At 49.3% G+C, this 18,604-nt stretch carries 16 protein-coding genes and 6 tRNA genes; 9 read left to right on the top strand and 13 right to left on the bottom strand.

Going from position 1 to position 18,604, the window contains the following annotated elements:
• Positions 1-81: 81 nt before the first annotated feature.
• The 7 genes from mutY (at position 82) to K6Q96_RS02260 (ending at position 3,260) form a co-directional block, all read left to right on the top strand.
• Positions 82-1,164, top strand: a complete 1,083-nt coding sequence (gene mutY / locus K6Q96_RS02290) for an A/G-specific adenine glycosylase (protein WP_251877475.1) — start codon at positions 82-84, stop codon at positions 1,162-1,164.
• A gap of 19 nt (positions 1,165-1,183) precedes the next feature.
• A complete protein-coding gene (locus tag K6Q96_RS02285) occupies positions 1,184-1,456 on the top strand; it encodes an oxidative damage protection protein (protein ID WP_251879565.1) in 273 nt (90 codons plus the stop codon).
• Positions 1,457-1,537: 81 nt separating this feature from the next.
• Complete coding sequence (gene mltC, locus K6Q96_RS02280; RefSeq protein ID WP_434802153.1) at positions 1,538-2,689, top strand: membrane-bound lytic murein transglycosylase MltC; 1,152 nt, start codon at positions 1,538-1,540, stop codon at positions 2,687-2,689.
• 136 nt (positions 2,690-2,825) lie between these two features.
• Positions 2,826-2,901: transfer RNA gene (locus K6Q96_RS02275), tRNA-Phe, on the top strand.
• A 50-nt stretch (positions 2,902-2,951) separates the two neighbouring features.
• Positions 2,952-3,027 (top strand) — tRNA-Thr (locus tag K6Q96_RS02270).
• 34 nt (positions 3,028-3,061) lie between these two features.
• Positions 3,062-3,137: transfer RNA gene (locus K6Q96_RS02265), tRNA-Phe, on the top strand.
• A 47-nt stretch (positions 3,138-3,184) separates the two neighbouring features.
• Positions 3,185-3,260 (top strand) — tRNA-Asn (locus K6Q96_RS02260).
• 155 nt (positions 3,261-3,415) lie between these two features.
• On the opposite strand, the gene K6Q96_RS02255 is transcribed toward K6Q96_RS02260, so the two are convergent.
• Genes K6Q96_RS02255 through K6Q96_RS02200 form a run of 12 tightly spaced genes read right to left on the bottom strand, consistent with a single transcriptional unit; the run spans position 3,416 to position 15,339 of the window.
• A complete protein-coding gene (locus K6Q96_RS02255; RefSeq protein WP_251877471.1) occupies positions 3,416-5,107 on the bottom strand; it encodes a PP2C family protein-serine/threonine phosphatase in 1,692 nt (563 codons plus the stop codon).
• 21 nt (positions 5,108-5,128) lie between these two features.
• The gene (locus K6Q96_RS02250; protein WP_251877469.1) at positions 5,129-5,428 is read right to left on the bottom strand and encodes an STAS domain-containing protein; all 300 of its coding nucleotides are present in this window, start codon (positions 5,426-5,428) and stop codon (positions 5,129-5,131) included.
• An 8-nt stretch (positions 5,429-5,436) separates the two neighbouring features.
• Complete coding sequence (locus tag K6Q96_RS02245) at positions 5,437-6,609, bottom strand: methyl-accepting chemotaxis protein (RefSeq protein ID WP_251877467.1); 1,173 nt, start codon at positions 6,607-6,609, stop codon at positions 5,437-5,439.
• Positions 6,602-7,645 (bottom strand): protein-glutamate methylesterase/protein-glutamine glutaminase, encoded by a 1,044-nt coding sequence (locus K6Q96_RS02240; protein WP_251877465.1) that lies wholly within the window; start codon positions 7,643-7,645, stop codon positions 6,602-6,604. Before K6Q96_RS02240 ends, K6Q96_RS02245 begins: the two co-directional genes overlap by 8 nt.
• Positions 7,645-8,286, bottom strand: coding sequence for a chemotaxis protein CheD (locus K6Q96_RS02235; RefSeq protein ID WP_251877463.1), 642 nt, complete (start codon positions 8,284-8,286; stop codon positions 7,645-7,647). The genes K6Q96_RS02240 and K6Q96_RS02235 overlap by 1 nt, the downstream gene beginning before the upstream one ends.
• Before the next feature lie 44 nt (positions 8,287-8,330).
• Positions 8,331-9,182 (bottom strand): CheR family methyltransferase, encoded by an 852-nt coding sequence (locus K6Q96_RS02230; protein WP_251877461.1) that lies wholly within the window; start codon positions 9,180-9,182, stop codon positions 8,331-8,333.
• Positions 9,183-9,184: 2 nt separating this feature from the next.
• On the bottom strand, positions 9,185-11,572 hold the full coding sequence (gene aer2, locus K6Q96_RS02225; RefSeq protein WP_251877459.1) for an aerotaxis transducer Aer2: 2,388 nt from the start codon (positions 11,570-11,572) through the stop codon (positions 9,185-9,187).
• A gap of 5 nt (positions 11,573-11,577) precedes the next feature.
• Positions 11,578-12,051 (bottom strand): chemotaxis protein CheW, encoded by a 474-nt coding sequence (locus K6Q96_RS02220; RefSeq protein ID WP_062666096.1) that lies wholly within the window; start codon positions 12,049-12,051, stop codon positions 11,578-11,580.
• Positions 12,052-12,061: 10 nt separating this feature from the next.
• Complete coding sequence (locus K6Q96_RS02215; RefSeq protein ID WP_062666094.1) at positions 12,062-12,568, bottom strand: chemotaxis protein CheW; 507 nt, start codon at positions 12,566-12,568, stop codon at positions 12,062-12,064.
• Positions 12,569-12,577: 9 nt separating this feature from the next.
• Complete coding sequence (locus K6Q96_RS02210; protein WP_251877458.1) at positions 12,578-14,647, bottom strand: chemotaxis protein CheA; 2,070 nt, start codon at positions 14,645-14,647, stop codon at positions 12,578-12,580.
• A gap of 22 nt (positions 14,648-14,669) precedes the next feature.
• Entirely contained in the window at positions 14,670-15,029 is a 360-nt protein-coding gene (locus tag K6Q96_RS02205; protein ID WP_002537454.1) for a response regulator, read from the bottom strand.
• Positions 15,030-15,060: 31 nt separating this feature from the next.
• Positions 15,061-15,339 carry an STAS domain-containing protein gene (locus tag K6Q96_RS02200; protein ID WP_251877456.1) on the bottom strand — a complete coding sequence of 93 codons (279 nt, stop codon included), beginning with the start codon at positions 15,337-15,339 and terminating at the stop codon, positions 15,061-15,063.
• Between the two features lie 360 nt (positions 15,340-15,699).
• Between K6Q96_RS02200 and K6Q96_RS02195 the strand changes: the two genes are divergently transcribed.
• Positions 15,700-15,775, top strand: a tRNA-Phe gene (locus K6Q96_RS02195).
• A gap of 138 nt (positions 15,776-15,913) precedes the next feature.
• Positions 15,914-15,989 (top strand) — tRNA-Thr (locus K6Q96_RS02190).
• Positions 15,990-16,255: 266 nt separating this feature from the next.
• On the opposite strand, the gene mrcB is transcribed toward K6Q96_RS02190, so the two are convergent.
• Positions 16,256-18,601 (bottom strand): penicillin-binding protein 1B, encoded by a 2,346-nt coding sequence (mrcB, locus tag K6Q96_RS02185; protein ID WP_251877454.1) that lies wholly within the window; start codon positions 18,599-18,601, stop codon positions 16,256-16,258.
• Positions 18,602-18,604: the final 3 nt, after the last annotated feature.

The following is an 18,604-nucleotide window of genomic DNA, read 5'->3' as shown; positions in this document are numbered from 1 at the left end:
ATCTTTCCAGAAAACGTGGTCTTTTTTAATCAGCGACCGTAGTAGACTGTCCGCTAATAAAGATAACAAAGAGCAAGCAAAGTGAGTCAGTCTTTTTCCGATGCCATTTTGACGTGGTATGACAAATACGGCCGTAAAACCCTGCCGTGGCAGCAAGAAAAAACACCTTACAAAGTGTGGCTGTCAGAAATCATGTTGCAGCAAACACAGGTTGCAACGGTTATTCCCTACTTCGAACGCTTTATGGTGCGCTTTCCGACGGTTGTGGACTTGGCAAATGCCGAGCTCGATGAAGTGCTGCACCTCTGGACTGGGCTTGGATACTACGCTCGCGCCCGCAACCTGCACAAAGCGGCGCAGCAAATCGCCTCTGAATTCGGCGGCGAATTCCCAACAAACATTGAAGATGTGATGGCGCTACCCGGTGTCGGTCGCTCAACCGCGGGTGCTGTGCTTTCACTGTCACTCGGTCAACATCATCCGATTTTAGATGGCAACGTAAAGCGAACTCTTTCCCGCCACTTCGCCGTTGAAGGCTGGCCGGGGAAAAAGCCCGTCGAAAACCAGCTTTGGGAACACGCCGAAGCAAACACTCCAGCTGAGGGTGTGCAGCGCTACAACCAGGCAATGATGGATATGGGGGCGATGATCTGCACCCGAAGTAAACCCAAATGCGATATCTGTCCGGTCAATTACAGCTGTGAAGCCAATGCACTGGGCCGTCAGACGGACTTTCCCGGCAAGAAACCCAAGAAAACCATTCCAGAGAAAGAAACCTGTTTTGTTCTGTTCCAGTATGAAGACCAAATCTGGCTGGAGCAGCGACCACCAGCAGGACTTTGGGGTGGGCTGTGGTGTCTGCCGGAGACCTCCGAGCAAACCGCCAACAACTTTGTTGCCAGTAAACTGGCGAAAAACAACTTTGATGAGCCAGAGCATCTCACAGCGTTTCGTCATACCTTTAGCCACTTTCACCTTGATATCGTGCCTGTTCGCGTCAAGTTACACAGTAAACCCGATAACATTGGGGAAAACGGGATCATGGAAGGTAACGGCGGGCTTTGGTATAACTTAACCCAACCAGCGAAAGTCGGGCTGGCAGCACCGGTACAAAAGCTGCTGGAAAGCCTGACCAGAGAGCTAGAATTTTCAAATAATAACTAGGGTAACTAGGAGCTTAATGATGAGCCGCACTGTATTTTGCCAGCGCCTGAAGAAAGACGCAGACGGCCTGGATTTTCAACTGTATCCGGGTGAGCTGGGTAAGCGCATTTTCGATAACATTTCCAAAGAAGCCTGGGCCCAGTGGCAAAGCAAGCAAACCATGTTGATCAACGAAAAGAAGCTCAACATGATGGAGCCAGAACATCGCAAACTGCTTGAAGAGGAAATGGTGAAGTTCCTGTTTGAAGGTCACGACACTGTGATCGAAGGCTATACTCCACCTTCAGAGTAAGGCTTTCTGCACACAATCAGCCTTATTGCTTTGTATTTAAAAGCATCTTGATTACGCTAATCGAGATGCTTTTTTGTTTTTATGGGATTCTTCGCTTTGCGCCGCTTATTCACAATGCTTCTTCTGACAATCCTAACTTCAGCCTGTAGCCGCGAAATGGTCGAGTCGACGCTTGGTGTAACTTACGAGACCACCAACCGCTTTGCCAAAAACCTCGCCCCTTTGCCGGGGCAGTTTGAAAAGGACTTCGCAGCGCTTGATAAGCTCATCAACGGTTTCAGTGGCGATATCGAAGTGCGTTGGGGTAAAGATGAAATCTACATTTCCGGTAAGCGCGATTACGTTAAGTACACCGACAACTACATGAGCCGGGCCCGTGTCGATTTCGCCAATGGCCTTGTTACCATTGAGACGGTTGCCACCACTGAGCCAAAACAACACCTGAAACAAGCGATCGTGACTACGCTTCTGACACCCAACGATCCTGCGTCTGTCGATCTTTATTCCTCCGCTGATGTTCCGCTATCCGGTGCGCCTTTCTTGCAAGGGCAGATTTTGGATCAAGACGGGAAAGAGATCGCATGGGAATGGCGAGCTAACCGTTATGCCGATTATCTGGTGGCGAACAAAATCAAAACCAAATCGCTACGATTCCAGAAAGTGTTCTATGTCGAAATACCAATGGTAAAGGATCACTCCAGCAAACGTCGCTATCAGTATGCTGACCTTATTCGTGATGCTTCACGTCGCTATGGCATCTCCGAAGAGCTGATATACGCCATCATCAAAACCGAAAGCAGCTTCAATCCTTACGCCGTGAGTTGGGCCAATGCGTATGGTTTGATGCAAGTGGTGCCAAAAACCGCAGGACGAGATGTGTTTAAACTGGTGAAAAAGCGCCCGGGCGAACCATCCCCTGAATACCTCTTTGACCCAGCAAAGAACATTGATGCAGGTACGGCGTATTTCTACATTCTGAAAACGCGCTACCTGAAAGATGTACGCGATCCACTTTCAAAACACTACAGCATGATCTCGGCCTATAACGGCGGAGCAGGTAATGTGCTGAAAACCTTTCACCGTTCTGACAGAAAACGGGCGATGAACGATTTGAATCGTTTAAATCCTAATCAAGTGTATTGGTCATTAACCAATAAACACCCGTCGTCAGAGTCGAGACGTTATCTTCAAAAGGTCACTAAGTTCCAAAAAGAATTCCGTTCTATGCAATAAAAACGCGGGAAACACTGGAAAAGCTGAGGCTTTTTAAACCAAACAGGCCAAAAAGCCATCAAACGGTCTTATTTGACGTTTTTTTTAAAAAAAGGTGTTGACGGTAAGCCTCAAAATCCGTTTAATGCACCTCGTTGCCTCGATAGCTCAGTTGGTAGAGCAGGGGATTGAAAATCCCCGTGTCGGTGGTTCGATTCCGCCTCGAGGCACCATATTCAGTGAAATGGTGCAGATATCAAAGCAACATTTCCACGGTTTGTGTGCCGGCTTAGCTCAGTTGGTAGAGCAACTGACTTGTAATCAGTAGGTCACCAGTTCGACTCCGGTAGCCGGCACCACTTTTTTGATGTATAGTCTCGCGCTTACATCATTGCCTCGATAGCTCAGTTGGTAGAGCAGGGGATTGAAAATCCCCGTGTCGGTGGTTCGATTCCGCCTCGAGGCACCATTATTAAAAATGGTGTTTGATAAGATAACTTATCGACAACATACAATTCCCCCTTAGTTCAGTCGGTAGAACGGCGGACTGTTAATCCGTATGTCGCTGGTTCAAGTCCAGCAGGGGGAGCCACTTAAGAAGCCTAGTCGAAAGACTGGGCTTTTTTTTCGTCTGTACGTTACCAAGTTGCGCCAATATGCCGCTTCATATGCCCTCTTCAGACTTACCATACAAGAAAGCCTGCTAGTGATAGCAGGCTTTCTTGTCTTCGTGTCGTCTATAAAATGCTAGGCGTTGTATTCCAAACCCGCCGATAAGCGGAATGTGCCACGTGCTGTGCGCCCTTCATCCAGATAAGAAAAGTCCTGACAAAGCTCAGTGACCAGCGCGATGCCTCTGCCGCATCGAGCCACTGAGTCATCAAGCGTGCTATCTCCATCTTCGTAATAGAAACCTTCGCCATTATGCGAGACATAGAATGAGAGTTCACGCTTACTTGGGCTGAACGAAATTCCGACTTCCAGATAAGCAAAGCGGTCAAGCGCATCAAGCCTTGCCTGGCGTTCGATGTAGTAATCCAAAAACCCTTCGTCATCTACCTTGAGATTAGAGGCCAACCTCAGCAAACCATGCTCCAAGGCATTGTTGGCAAGCTCTGACATAATGGTACACATCAAGTCCAAATCGATGTTGCTGCCAAGCGTCCCTTTGAGCATGCGGCGAATATCTCCGACAAGATTCACCTTACGAAGTTCATCAGCGCCGAAGTAGACGGTGAGCTGCGCGGGTGATCGCCTTTCGTAATATTCAGGTTCACCAGGCAGCAATTCCACACGGCTAAATATAGGCGCCGTCATTTCCAGCATCGACATGTCGTCACCTACTCCACCACCTTTGGTAAACTTGGTAACGTGATCACGGGTTGCTTCGATAATGCTGGGCTGATTGTCAGAGAACACGGCTTCCAGCCCTTCCTCTCCAAGCTCTCTGCCCTCTGCATCCCTCGCTTCGATGACGCCATCAGTAAAGAAAAAGAGTTTATCCCCTTCTTTCATTCGAAGGGCAACCAGATTAGCTTCAAACTCATTAGAATCCATCGCACCAAGAGCCATATGTGCTGATGGAAGGCGATGTTTAATTTCTCCTCGCTTGTCCAGCAGGTAACCATCTGGCATACCGCCTCCCCACCAATTCACCTCGAGACCATTCGCCGACACCTCAAGAAGGTTTGCCGCCACCAACATGCCGGGAGGCAGGAATTTCTTCAGAGTATCGTTCATTTCCTTCACGATATCGCCAAGGGCAAAACCGTTTTTGGTCATGGCAAAGAAGGCTTTAGTAGCAGGAATCGTAGAAATAGCAGCAGGCAGACCGTGGCCAGTGGCATCCGCAAGCATGGCGTAAATGCCACCCTGCGGTCTGGGGGTCACCAGAACCACATCACCGTTAAAGTTGGTAAAGGAACTGGTGTAGAACTCCACTCCTTCGGCTTCCTGATAACACGCTTGCATCAGGTTACTGAAGATGGTTTCTGCCATTGTATGCTCATAAAGGGTATGCGCCTGAAAATGCTTGAGCTTATCGCGCTGCTCGGACACTTCGTTATACAAACGTATGTTCCGGCAATGTGCACGTACTTTAGCAACTATGGTGGTTCGGCTGATGGGCTTGGTAAGAAAGTCATCCCCCAGCGTCATGCAGCGGTTAAACGCGTCGTTATCAGTGATCCCCGTGAGAAATATAATAGGGAGGTAGTTGTTGCGGTAAAGCATCCGTATTTGTTTGGCCGCTTCGAAGCCATCCATTACCGGCATCAACACATCCATGATGACCAGATTGGGCAGCTCTTCTAGAGATTCCAGAATATCTAACGCCATCTGGCCATTGTCAGCAATCAGCAACTCGTCAAATTCATCCTTGAGCACATGTTCAAGGAAGCACTGCAGCGAGACTTCGTCTTCAACGATTAATGCTTTCACCCCCCACCTCCGGGAATCGATTTACTCGATAACAAATTTCTTCTCGAAACGGGCGATCACTAATACGCGTTTGATTTGCGGCATCGTATTAATAAGGCGGATATCCCCTTCCTTTTTGTTCAGGAAACTCTGCATGTTCAGCAACATGCCGAGCCCTGCACTGTCGATATACTCGGTACCGCGAAAATCGACCACGATCTCTTTGCCCTGACAATCCGTGTAGGCATCTCGAAACTCCTGTACAACACTGAAGTCAAACTGCCCGTTTACGTGGATTACCACTGATTTACCGTCATTTTTTTCTTCACGACTGATGGCCATAGTGTCTCCTAAAACAATTCTATGTCGCCTTCATCTGCAGACATTTGTTTTGCCGGGGCTCGCTCTGCTGAGCCAGCCATTTCTTCAATATCATCCACTGCTTTATGCAGCGCGACCCAATCCACATTGCCAGACTCCAAACTCGCCATAATGAGGGCATTGAGGTCTTCTAGAATGTAGAGGTTGTTAAGCACGTGCTGGCCCTGCTGAGACACAATGTCTGCGAACTGCAGGCCCTGAATACTTTTAGATACTTCTGCACGCACCGCCTCACCTTGGTCGGTCATCTTGCCGATCTCCATAGTGACCTGTTGGTTAACTTCCTGTACGCCTTTCAACAGGGATTCAATGCGCGTTTTTGATTCGATGGATGTGGTCATATCAAGCGTGGCAATCTCACCCACTATCGAGCTGGTTTGCTTGACCGTATCCTGAGCAAGGTTGATGTCACGGTGGATTTGGCTGTTAAGCGTCGACGCGCGGTTTGCCAAATCACGCACTTCCGCTGCTACCACACCAAAACCTCTTCCGAGGTCACCGGCCCGGGCAGCCTCAATCGCCGCATTAAGTGCAAGTAGGTTGGTTTGGTCAGACATCGCCTGTACCTGATCCAGAAGACCAAATACCGCCTGAAGCTTTTCTGACATGTCGTGGATACAGTGGATTGCCGTAATGGATTTCTCGGACACCTGCACTAAAAGATCGATGTACTGGTCGATCGCCTGCTCTGTTTCAGGTAACACTTTAGTGAGGTTGTACTCGCTGTCTTCGTTATTTAGAAGATCAGTCACCATGTGTTTCGCGAGTGTTGACTGCTCTCCAACCGCGCGCTCCATGCCGAAGAAACTGGAGTTGAGATTATGGACAGAATCGTTAATCACTTCCTGCTGCCTGTCGAGCTGCTCCCGGATGGGGATCAACTCAATATTCAGGATACTGTGAATCTTTCTCAGGATGGCCGTTGACTCGTAAGAGACAGAATTGTCATCCAGCGGGATTTCATCGACAACATCCGCTTCCACACTGACAGCGCTCTCGCCTTGCCTCACCAGAAGCAGAATAGCCAGTAACACAACTACCGCAGCCGACATCGTTAACGGCGTCTGTGCTGCCACCAACGAATAACTACCTGCAGCAATACCGAATAATGCGATGACCCATCTAACGCTTTTTCTACCCATATACTTTGCCTACCAGGTAAGTCGCGATTTTCTCCAATGGCAGCACGTGCTGCACCGCTTCTATTTCTACTGCCGCTCTTGGCATTCCCCATACCACTGAACTGTGTTCATCCTGCGCGACAGTCAACGCACCCGCTTCACGCATTTCCAGCATGCCTTCCGCCCCATCCCTGCCCATACCGGTAAGGAGAATCGACATAGCACGGTTACCTGCAGCTTCCGCGACGGAGGAAAACATTACATCAACAGATGGCTTGTGGCGCTGAACCGGTTTATCGTCGTTGCGCACGCAGTAATACCGGCCTGCGCGCTTCACCACCTGCATGTGCATGTCTCCTGGGGCAACATAGACACGCCCATTCACAAGTGGCGCTTTATCCGACGAAAGCTCTTCCACCTGAAGTTTAGAAGCGCGGTTAAGCCTTTCAGCAAAAGACTTACTGAATACCGCCTTGATGTGCTGCGTGACGACAATTGGCGGCATCATCTCAGGGAGTGATTCCAAGACGTTGCGGATGGCTTCAGTACCACCTGTTGATGCACCGATGGCGATAATGTCAAAGTCAGAGCGAAGGTTACGCCCTGAGACGCTGATTTCGCCTTGTGAACTGTGCGTTGCACCCGCAATGTTAGCAGAGGCTGCCATCTTCACTTTCTCTATCACCAACTGGCGATAGTTGCCCATTTCAACCGCTACGTTCTCAGTAGGTTTGGGTAAGTAGTCAACGGCGCCCAAATCAAGCGCTGCCAGGGTGGCGTCTGCCCCATGTTGGGTCAGTGTGGAGATCATCACCACCGGCATAGGGTGGAGACGCATCAGGTTTCGTAGGAACTGGACACCATCCATCTTGGGCATTTCGATGTCCAAAGTAATCACATCAGGTTTGAGCTTCTTAATCTTTTCGCGCGCTTCGTAGGGATCAACTGCCGCGCCCACCACCTCAAGCTGAGGATCTGAATCGATAATTTCACTAAGCAATGCTCTAAAAACGGCAGAGTCATCAACAATCAGTACTTTATGTACTCGTTTTCCCATTAGAAAAGCTCCGCACTGTCGTCATCTTGTCGTTTCGCCTCATTGACCAGGCGACGTTTGTAACTGCTTTCTTCTGCTTCTACCTCACCACGATAACCACGAAGCTTCTTTACCCAGGCCTTGCCTGTCATAGGGTCAAATACCACCTTTCTGGGGAACTCACTGCCTAAGTCTTCCCCTACCAGCGTTAAACCTTCGCTTTTGATGTAATTGCGGATGAATTCAATATTCTTTTCACCCACATTGGCTTGCCTCCCCATCACAGTGCCGCCGCCAAAGAGCTTCACCCTTAAACGACTCTTTATGGCACCCTGCTGGATCAAGGTATTGATCAATAATTCCATGGCATAGTTGCCATATCGCGCTGCATTGGATCGCCACTGAGTCGGATCCCAGCCCTCAATATCGTCTGCATCACCAAAGGGCAACATAAAGTGGTTCATGCCACCCAGATCGACGAAGGGATCCCAAACACAGGCTGAGATGCAGGATCCCAGCCCGGTCGAGATCAATTCACGCTCGTTGGTCACATAGACCTCACCAGGCTGAATCTTTACCATCATCATTTGCTTACCTGGGTGATAGAAACGCCTCGCCCCTGCCCCGATCGGACATCCGGTAAGCTCCAAAATCTTATGCATACAGAGCTCTGTTCGATGTTAATGCAGGACGGGGGACTCCGAAGTCAGGGTTTGCGAAACATGGTTTGGCCCAGGTTTTCAAACCGACTTCCCATCTGTCCGATGCTTTCTGAGTGACCGATAAAAAGAATGCCGCCGCTTCCAAGCTTTTCCCAATAACGCTGAATAAGCATCTGCTGCACATCTTTCTCAAAATAAATCATGACATTACGGCAAAAAATAGCATCAAGTGGCCCTTTATGTGGCCAGCTCCCCATCAAGTTCAGTTGCTTGAACGTGATTGCCTGTTGAAGCAGGGGTTTAACTTTCAGTAGCTCCTGTTTTTTGCCCTTTCCGCGAATGAATCCGTGGCGCAACATTCGGTCGGGAATCGCCTTCATTGCATCAATGCCATAAGTGCCATTTCTGGCCACTTCCAGCACTTGAGTATCGAGGTCTGTCGCCAGAATTTTGCAATCATAATTCGGCGTCAACAGGCCACACGCAGCCAATGTTGAAGCAATGGTGTAAGGTTCCTCACCTGTTGAGCAGCCTGCTGACCAAATGCGGATACGGCGCTTTTTCTGCTTTTGCCATTCCGTCACCAGCGTGTCCAACAAAAAATCAAAGTGGTGCTTCTCACGAAAGAACTGGGTTTTGTTTGTGGTCAGGGAGTTGACGAACGCGACACGTTCATCAAGGTCACTCTCGACACGGCTAAAGTAATCCCGAAAATTATCGATCCCTGTGCGACGTAAGCGTCTTGCTAACCGTCCGTATACCATAGAGTTCTTGCGCTCAGAGAGAGAAATACCGGTCTCTCTGAGCATGAATTCCTGAATATACTTAAAATCCTTGTCAGTAAACTCAAACTCGCGCTGCTCTTCGATTTGGCTCAGCGCCTGAATGGCGTCCACTGTTAGAACTCCTCCCAATCATCTTCGTCTGCCATTGAAGACGGTGATTGTGCAGGACCGTTGGCCACTTTCTTCACTGGTGCAGGCGCTGACGCTCTTGGCGCAGCAGGCGTGCTTCCAGAGAAGCTCCTAATCGGCTCTCTGGCTGCACTGAACCCCGTATTGGCGCTGTCTACCTGAAAGAAACCGATCAGATTGAGAAGCTCGCTGCCCTCATCACGCAGTGACTGACTGGCCGCTGAGGCCTCTTCAACCAATGCAGCATTCTGCTGGGTCATCTCATCCATCTTGACCACGGCTTTCGAGATCTCATCGATACCGCTCGCCTGCTCCTGACTCGCGGAGTTAATCTTGCCAATCAGCGTGCTCACTTCACCGACTGCATCGACAATCTCATTCAGCATTTCACCGGATTCATCCACCAGCCTTGAACCTTCGGATACCTTTTCAACACTGTCTTTGATGAGATCTTTGATTTCTTTTGCTGCACCGGCACTTCGCTGAGCCAGATTACGCACTTCACCTGCAACCACCGCGAAGCCACGACCTTGCTCGCCAGCTCTTGCGGCCTCAACGGCTGCATTCAAGGCGAGCAGGTTAGTTTGGAAGGCGATTTCATCAATCACGCTGATAATGTCTGAAATACGCTTACTCGCTTTGTTGATTTCACCCATGGCTTTGACGGTCTGCTTAACAACTTCACCGCCTTTCTGTGCCTTAGTACTGGCATCAAGTGATAGACGGTTAGCCGCGTTAGCACTTTCTGCATTCTGCTTCACAGTTGAGGTCATCTCTTCCATGCTGGCGGCAGTTTCTTCGAGGCTTGCTGCCTGCTCTTCGGTACGCTCACTAAGGTCTGAGTTACCGTCAGCAATCTCGCCGGACGCCGATGCAACTCGTGAAGAGGACGCGGTGATCTTCTCAACCATGTCTCGTAGGTTAGTAATGGAGGTATTCACCGCGTCGCTCAACAGCGCGAAGTCCCCTTTGTAGTCTTCCGGCATATTTACTTTGAGGTTCCCTGCGGAGACTTTAGACATAACGTCTTTGCAGTTATTCAGCGGCAAAACCATTGAATCGAGCAAACCATTGATGCCATCACTAAGGTTAGCCATAAAGCCGGTGTATCTGGATGTGTCCATGCGCGTGTCCAAGCGCCCTTCGGAGGCCGCTTCAATAAGCCCCTGAACATCACGCTGGCCTGCCATTTGCTCCGTAATATCTTCCCACTGCAGCGCAGGGCCAATGTAGTTGCCCGCCCCGTCATACATGGCGATACAGGTCAGTGAGAATTCAAGCTCACCCACTTTGATTTCGGCGGTGTAAGGTAACCGGTCCGGATTGCCGATAATGCTGCGTTGGTGGGCAGGGTTTTTATGGAAAATATCGATATTCTTCCCTTCTAGCGCATCCGCCTGAAAGCCTGGGAAAATAGTTCGCAATTCACTTTCACGCCCACCAAGCAATTTTGTCAGTGCAGGGTTGCAGTAGGTAATATTGCCGTCTTTGTCGGCCATCATGATGTTAGTGGTCATACCCTCTACCGCAGAGACTAAGCGTCCAACTTCTATCTCACGCTCTCGTTCTGCTGTCACATCACGCCACTCTAGGCTGTTGCCAATGTAATTGCCCTTGGCATCAACAATTGCAGCAACATTGAGTTCAATAATGATCCCAGCGACCTGAATATCGGTTTTGTAAGGGAGATTGTTAGGGTCAGACAGAAGCTGGCGCTGGTGCGCAGGGTTTTTGTGGAATTCATCAATGCAACGGCCCATCAACCAATCTCTGGTAGCCATGAAACCAGGCCAAACTTGTTTGAACGACGCTTGATGAGTTTCGAACAACCTGACAGTTTCTTCATTGATATAGGTAATGGCAAAGTCGCGGTCAATAAGCACCATCGCCGTCAGTGATTGATCAATCGCCGCTTGCAATTGGGCGCGTTCATTGTCCGCTTTCAGAACCTCGGTAATATCATCCCACTCAAGCGTATTACCAATGTAATCGCCTTTGTCGTCAGTAACCGCTCCCACCACTAGGCGAAGTGTCACATCTTCGACCTGAATGTTGGTTTCATAAGGGAGGTTCGCCGGATTCGAAAGCATCTGTCGCTGATGCGCTGGATTGGAGTGGAACATGTCAATACAAGCTCCAACAATCCATTCTTTCTCAGCACGGAAGCTCGGCCATTTTGAACGGAACAGGGCTTCATGCGTCTTCAACAATTCCATAGATTTGTTATTGACATAAAACACCTTAAAGTCACGGTCGACCATCATCAGTGCCGTTTGCGCCGCATCCAACGCCGACACTATATGAGCTTTTAAACCTTGATCTTTTTGTGTGTTTTCAGCTGTAGTTGTTTGCTCTTTCTTCCACCACGACATAATTGTTATTCCTCGCTAACCAGATCTGGCTGCGTTACTTCATGCAACTCGTCAAAATCGAAAAGTTTTTCTAAACGAATCAACACCACATGCTTACCATCAACTGAGGCGATACCCTCAATGTACCGCTCATCAATTTTCACAAAACCGGGTGCCGATTTTATTTGGCTTTCGGATAGCTGATAGACTTCGGCTACTGCATCCACGATAACGCCTAGCGATTGACCTTTGGCATTGCGCACAATGACCACCACTGTGGTTTTGCTCAACACCGACGGATCCATGCTGAAACGCTGCCTAAGATCCACAATAGGAATGTATTCACCACGAAGCTCCAAAACACCCAGCAGATAGCTTTCGCTATTTGGCAGTTTGCGCACTTCCGACCAACCACGTACTTCCTTCACGTCTAGAATGTTCAGTCCGTACTCTTCCTCGTCGATAAGGAAGCTGAGGTATTCCATGACTTCTTCAGACATCTCTTACTCCTCAATGCACCAGGTTGTCGATGTCGAGCAACGCATCCACATCCAACAGGCTCATTACCTGGGCATCTACATTCAACAGTCCACTGACAAACGGCATGACGACCGAATCACCAATCGGTGGGATCAAGCTGTTGTCTCCCATGTCGATCACGTCTGACACCGCATCTACGACAATCCCCATCATACGATTCCCTGCGTTTTCACCCGCTTTGAGGATAAGCACCACCGTCGTGGGAAGGTATTCCACTTTTCCGATATCAAATCGGACACGAAGATCCATGATAGGTACAATCATCCCTCGAAGGTTAATCACTCCAAGAATGAATTCAGGTGCCCTTGGAATCAGTGTGGGTGACTCCCAAACACGGATTTCCTCAACGGTTTGAATATCGACACCGTACAGCTCATGCGCCAGATCGAAGCTCAGGAAATCCGATCCCTTGAGTCGGTCTTCACCGTTGACCATTTCATCTTTGTTTTCTGCTACAGCCAGGGCTTGCTCACTCATTTGCTCCTCCTATGCCGCAATATGATTGTTGGCATCGCCGACGCGACTCAGGAATCCAGTCATCAACCCCTGCACATCCAAGATCAGCGATACCGAGCCGTCACCAAGAATCGTCGCCCCCGAGATGCCATTCACGCGAGTGTAGTTAGATTCCAGACTCTTAATCACCACCTGCTGCTGCCCCAGCATTTCGTCGAGTAGCAGACCAATTCGGTTGCCACCAGCTTCCACTAGACACAACAGCTGCTTATCGAGTGCACCGGATTCACCGAGGCAAAACTCTTCTTTCAAGCGGAGGATTGGAATGTTTTCATCACGCAGTCGGTAAAGCTCTACACCACCCGTCGCCACTTTCACGCGATCAGATTCGATTTGAATGGATTCGATAATCGAAATGAGTGGGACGACAAAGACTTGATCAGCGAGTTTCACCAATTGCCCATCGAGGATGGCGAGCGTCAGAGGTAAGCTGATTCGGAACACACTGCCTTCATCAGGCTTAGAGTCCACTTCGATATGGCCGCCGAGATCTTCAATGTTCCGCTTCACCACATCCATACCCACACCGCGGCCGGATACATCCGAGACGACTTCTGCTGTCGAGAAGCCCGGTGCGAAGATCAGGTTGTAGACTTGATGATCGGAAAGATCATCAATCGCGGTTTCTGCGTGAAGCAGACCTTTCTCGATGGCTTTCTTCCAGACCCGCTCTTTGTTCAGGCCAGCACCGTCATCACGCACTTCAATTACAATAGAGCCGCCTTGGTGATAGGCGTACAGGTTGACACGTCCGGTTTCTGACTTGCCCTTCTCCGCACGAACCTCCGGCGATTCTAAGCCATGGTCAACTGCATTGCGCACCAAGTGAACCAATGGGTCGGTAATACGTTCCAGCACGGTTTTATCAAGCTCTGTCTGCTCACCTTCAATGATTAATTCAACGTTCTTACCCAATTGGGAGGACAAATCACGGATAAGTCGTGGGAAGCGGTTGAACGCAAAGCTGATTGGCAGCATGCGGATATTCAGCACACTCTCTTGCAGCTCTTTGGTATTCTGTAGCAGTTGGTCAAGCCCAGCTTGCAAGCGTTCTAGCTTACTTTCAGAAAAATTCTGGCTGAGTTCAGTGAGCATGGACTGTGTAATAACCAGCTCACCAACAAGGTTGATAAGGTTATCAACCTTGTCGATTTCCACACGGATTGACGATACCGCATCAGCTTTGGATGCAGGCGCCTTAGCTGGCGCTTTGGGTTTGGCTGCAGCAGGTACCGGCGCACTGCTTGTTGCAGCGGAAGCAGCTTCAACTGGTGCACTATCTGGCGCAGATTCTTCGATCTGCTCACCTACCGCTTGAGTGATTTCAAGATCACACTCGTCTTCCACCCATTCAAAAATCTCCTCAATCTGATCTCGAGTGATGACACTGTCTACCGTGATCTTCCAACTGAGATAACACATCTCAGGCTCGATCTCACCAAGCGTCGGCAAGGCATCCTGCACACATTCAATGATGCATTCAGCACCAAGATCGAACATTTCTCTGAGGATTCGCACGGGATCGTTGCCAGAAAAAAACATATCTTTATGGGGCTTGAAGAGAACGATCCAATCTCTCGCGACGCCGCTTTGTTCAGGCAGAGCTTCCTCGGATTGAGCTGCTGGCGCTGCACTATCGGAACCCGAGCCACCATTGAGAAGCTCATTAAGCTGATCTGTCAGTGCATCTCGAAGCGCATGATCGAAGTCTGAATCGGTCTCATAAGCTACCAACATGCTGTTGATGCAATCGCCCCCTTTGAGGAGCAAATCAATGGTGGCCGCATCGAGACGACGTTTCCCTTCCCTGGCTTCGTCGAGCAGTGTCTCCATGACATGAGTAAACTGGCTGATTTCATTGAGGTTAAAGGTCGCACCGCCGCCTTTTATCGAGTGAGCAGCCCGGAAAATTGTATTGATAATGTCAAGATCAACATCAGAATCCGGGTCAAGGGCAAGCAGCTCACGCTCAAGGACTTCAAGGTTCTCACGACACTCCTCATAAAAAATCCGGCGAAGTTGATCCATGTCCAAAGCCATAGCGGTCTCCTCGGTTGAACACTTAAATAACGCGTTGCAGGGTCTTCAACAGAGTGTCGGGATTAAACGGCTTAACGATCCAGCCAGTAGCGCCGGCTGATTTACCCATGCTCTTTTTCTCTGCCGACGTCTCAGTGGTCAGCATCAGAATCGGGGTGAATTTGTATTGCGGTACAGCACGAACCTGTCGAACAAATTCCAGTCCATCCATGTTCGGCATGTTGACGTCAGAAATAATAACATCGTATTGACCTGACTTGGCTTTTTGCAGTGCTTCAGCACCATCGTTGGCTGTCTCTACCTGATAGCCCGCTTCTTTGAGCGTATGGCTTACCATTTGACGAATTGATACAGAATCGTCCGCAGCTAGAATTTTTCGCATACTGTCACCCTGATTGAACTACCTGAAAAACTTACTCAGCAAAGTCAACTAAACCCAACGGCTCAATCAATCCTAATGTCTTTGCTGCCCCTACCAGTTCACCGGACGCGCCTTGCCACTTCCAACCGATAGATTGGTTGTTACAGAGGTTTCTGGCGGTGAGTAGAAGTTGTAATCCTGGCGCATCAACACGTGATACTTCGCTACCATCGATCAGCAAGCTGTCGGACTGCTCTATTTCGGCTTGCAGGCGATCTTTTAGGTCCATCACCTGTGTAATGTCTAGTTGTTCCCCCAATGAGAATCCCATCGCAGAATTCCCTCCCATAACTATTGACTTACGTCTTAAAGCTTTATGTACCACTAAGTGTAGCAATAATAGGAAAAATGAAAGTTTTTTAAGTAATTGGATTTATAGTGCGACATTCGGTAAGAAATCAGACAATTTTGACCAGAAGTCCTGTCATTTTCGAAATCGAAACCCTCACTTAAGTCCATACAGACTTACTGGATATTATTGATAATCTCATCACAACAACGTGAAAACTGGTTAAATCTGAATCAGCCTGATTTAAATCGCATCGAATAAGGTAAAAAAACAGCAATCGAACAATTTGGGTGAGAAATTATTTTGACAAGAACCCAGCTCTGCTATTTAATGGCGCCCATTGCCTCGATAGCTCAGTTGGTAGAGCAGGGGATTGAAAATCCCCGTGTCGGTGGTTCGATTCCGCCTCGAGGCACCATTTTTAAATAGGCGATGGATTATGTTTCTGCTTCGCAGAAATGTGTCGGTCCCTAGCCGGGCGCGGTCAATACCGCCTCCAGGCAACGCGTTTAGTGAAATGGTGCAGATACAACAGCAACGTTTCCACGGTTTGTGTGCCGGCTTAGCTCAGTTGGTAGAGCAACTGACTTGTAATCAGTAGGTCACCAGTTCAACTCCGGTAGCCGGCACCATCTAAAACAAAAAAGCCTCGTCATTGACGAGGCTTTTTTGTATCTGCAATTTATCATCAGCCAAAAGAGGAAGGGCTGTGCACTCGCCCAACCCCTTCAGGAATTATACTAATCACAGTAGGTAGGTAGTCAGAAATAGCGCAGGAAAAATGCTCGAGAACAAGGCGGAAAATTTCGATAAGCAGTTATTCTACAATCAAATTTTCCAATGCAGTTATCGAGCATTTTAACAAGCTAAGATGAGCAGACATTTACTACGATTGGTATTAATTAAATATCGATTGCAGCCAGCTTACCGGGGCGGGCTTGTCACACCGTTTACGCCAATGGGCTTTCGGATCCCACATTGGCAATTTGCTCTCGCTGAAGCAATCAGTCACAAACTGCCCTTCCCTTACCTGATAAGGCACACTGGCAAGTTCAGAAGGCCAGTTCAGCGTCAGGGGCTCAGGTTGCCTTGCTTTGATGTAATCCGCGTACAAACGCAAAGCACCGGATGAGCCAGTCAGTTTGGTCGACTTGTTATCGTCGCGGCCTAGCCAGACCGTCACCACTTCACGACCATCAATGCCGACATACCAGCTGTCACGGTTGTTGTCTGTAGTACCGGTTTTTCCCGCAAGACCTGCCCAACCGAAAGAAGGGTTGAGATAACGGCCTGTGCCGGTTCTTACTACTTCTTTCATCGCGTACATGGTCAGCCAGCTTGCCTGCTCAGAAACTGTCTGGCTCGACTTCGGCCAATTTCGGTAAAGTACCTGCCCATCTCGCGTGACTACTGCACGCAATGCTGTTAAATCCGCTTTACGTCCACCACTGCCAATGGTCTGGAACATTTGCGTCACTTCCATCGGCGTGAGGGTGAACGCCCCCAACAGCAGCGATGGCACTCGGGTGATTTGGTCGGGTTCAACACCCAGTTCTTCATAGGTATCAATGACCCTTCCCAAGCCCACTGCAAGACCGAGGTTAACCGTCGGAATGTTGTAGGAATGCGCCAGCGCTTTTAGCAAAGGCACCTGCCCACGGAATTTTCGGTCATAGTTGCGCGGCTTCCACTCACTGCCCTGATCGCCTTTCAACACAATGGGTTTATCATCCAATGGTGACGCCAGATTGTATTTGTCAGGATCAGACAATGCCGCCAGATACACAGCCGGTTTGGAAAGCGAGCCGATCTGTCGGCTGCCATTAAGCGCCCGGTTGAAACCTGCATAACCAGGACGGCTGCCACCAACCATGGCGCGAATCTCCCCACTTTGGCGGTCTGCAATCACCACTGCCGCTTCCAGATCTTTTCCGGCAACTTTCTTTAGTTGATCAACCTTCTTAACCACAGTTTTATCGATAATCGACTGAGACAAAGGATCCAATGTACTGAACACGCGAAGACCACTCTCTGGATTGAATTGGCTACCAACGCGCTCGCGAATTTCACGGGTCAGTTGTTCAAAGTAAGCAGGCTGCCGGCTGTTAATACTTGGTGATTTCTGAATGCCAAGCTTGCTTGCCGCCGCCTCTGCATATTGGCCGGAAGAGATAACGCCATTTTCCATCATCATACGAAGGATAAGGTCACGCCTTTCCTGCACACGCTCTGGATAGCGCCAAGGGTTGTAGTAAGAAGGACCTTTAACGATACCCACCAGCAACGCCAGCTGGTCAATGCTGAGCTCTTCAATTGGACGACCGAAGTAAAGCCGTGCTCCCAAAGGGAAACCATGAACGCCCTTACCACGCGCTTGACCCAGATACACTTCGTTCAGGTACGCTTCGAGAAGTCGGTCTTTGCTGTAGCGATAGTCCAGCAGCACGGCGATATAAGCTTCCTGCGCTTTACGCCACAAGGTTCGGTCGCGTGTGAGAAACAGGTTTTTCGCCAACTGTTGGGTGAGAGTTGAACCGCCCTGCACCGTTCGACCTGCTTTGAGGTTAACCACCAACGCACGGACAATCGCAAGGGGAGATACGCCATCATGGTGATAGAAGTTTCTGTCTTCCGTGGTCAGTAGCGCATCAACCAGAAACTCAGGAAATCGTTCACGAGGCAGGAAAATACGCTGCTCATCCGTGTTCGACTCCATGGTGCCCAACAGCTTGGGTTCGATTCTTAGATAACCCAGTTGCTTACCACTGTCGAGCTGCTTCAGGCTTTGCACGCCTTCCCCAGAAAAGGAGATCATCACGTGTTGCGCCTGCTCCGGCCCGTCTTCAAACTCAAAAGGACGACGGATAATCTCGACGCGGGTTTTCGACGCGGAATACTCACCTGGGCGACTTGGATTACGCACACGCTTGTAGTTGAGGATATCGAGCTCACGCTTCAGGGTATCAATGGTGACGGCTTCTCCAGATGCAAGATGCAGGATGCGGCCATATACCACGGCAGGCAGTTGCCAGATTTGCCCGTCAAAGCGCTCCTGGATTTTGCTATCCAGATAAATACCCCAAATCGCCATGACTGCCACAAAAACCAGCGTGCATTTAAAGCCAAAGGAGAGCAGTTTTTTACCCCAGCCTTTTTTCGCTGAAGCCGTTTTCTTCTTGCCACCACGCGGACTCGCTGTTTTGCGTCGCGTGCGGGGTTTGGTGTTCTTAGTTTCTTTTGTCATGAA

The organism is Grimontia kaedaensis (assembly GCF_023746615.1).
Taxonomy (GTDB): Bacteria; Pseudomonadota; Gammaproteobacteria; order Enterobacterales; family Vibrionaceae; genus Enterovibrio; species Enterovibrio kaedaensis.
The sequence above is the reverse complement of the archived record's forward strand: the minus strand, read 5'-3'. Positions and strand labels throughout refer to the sequence as shown.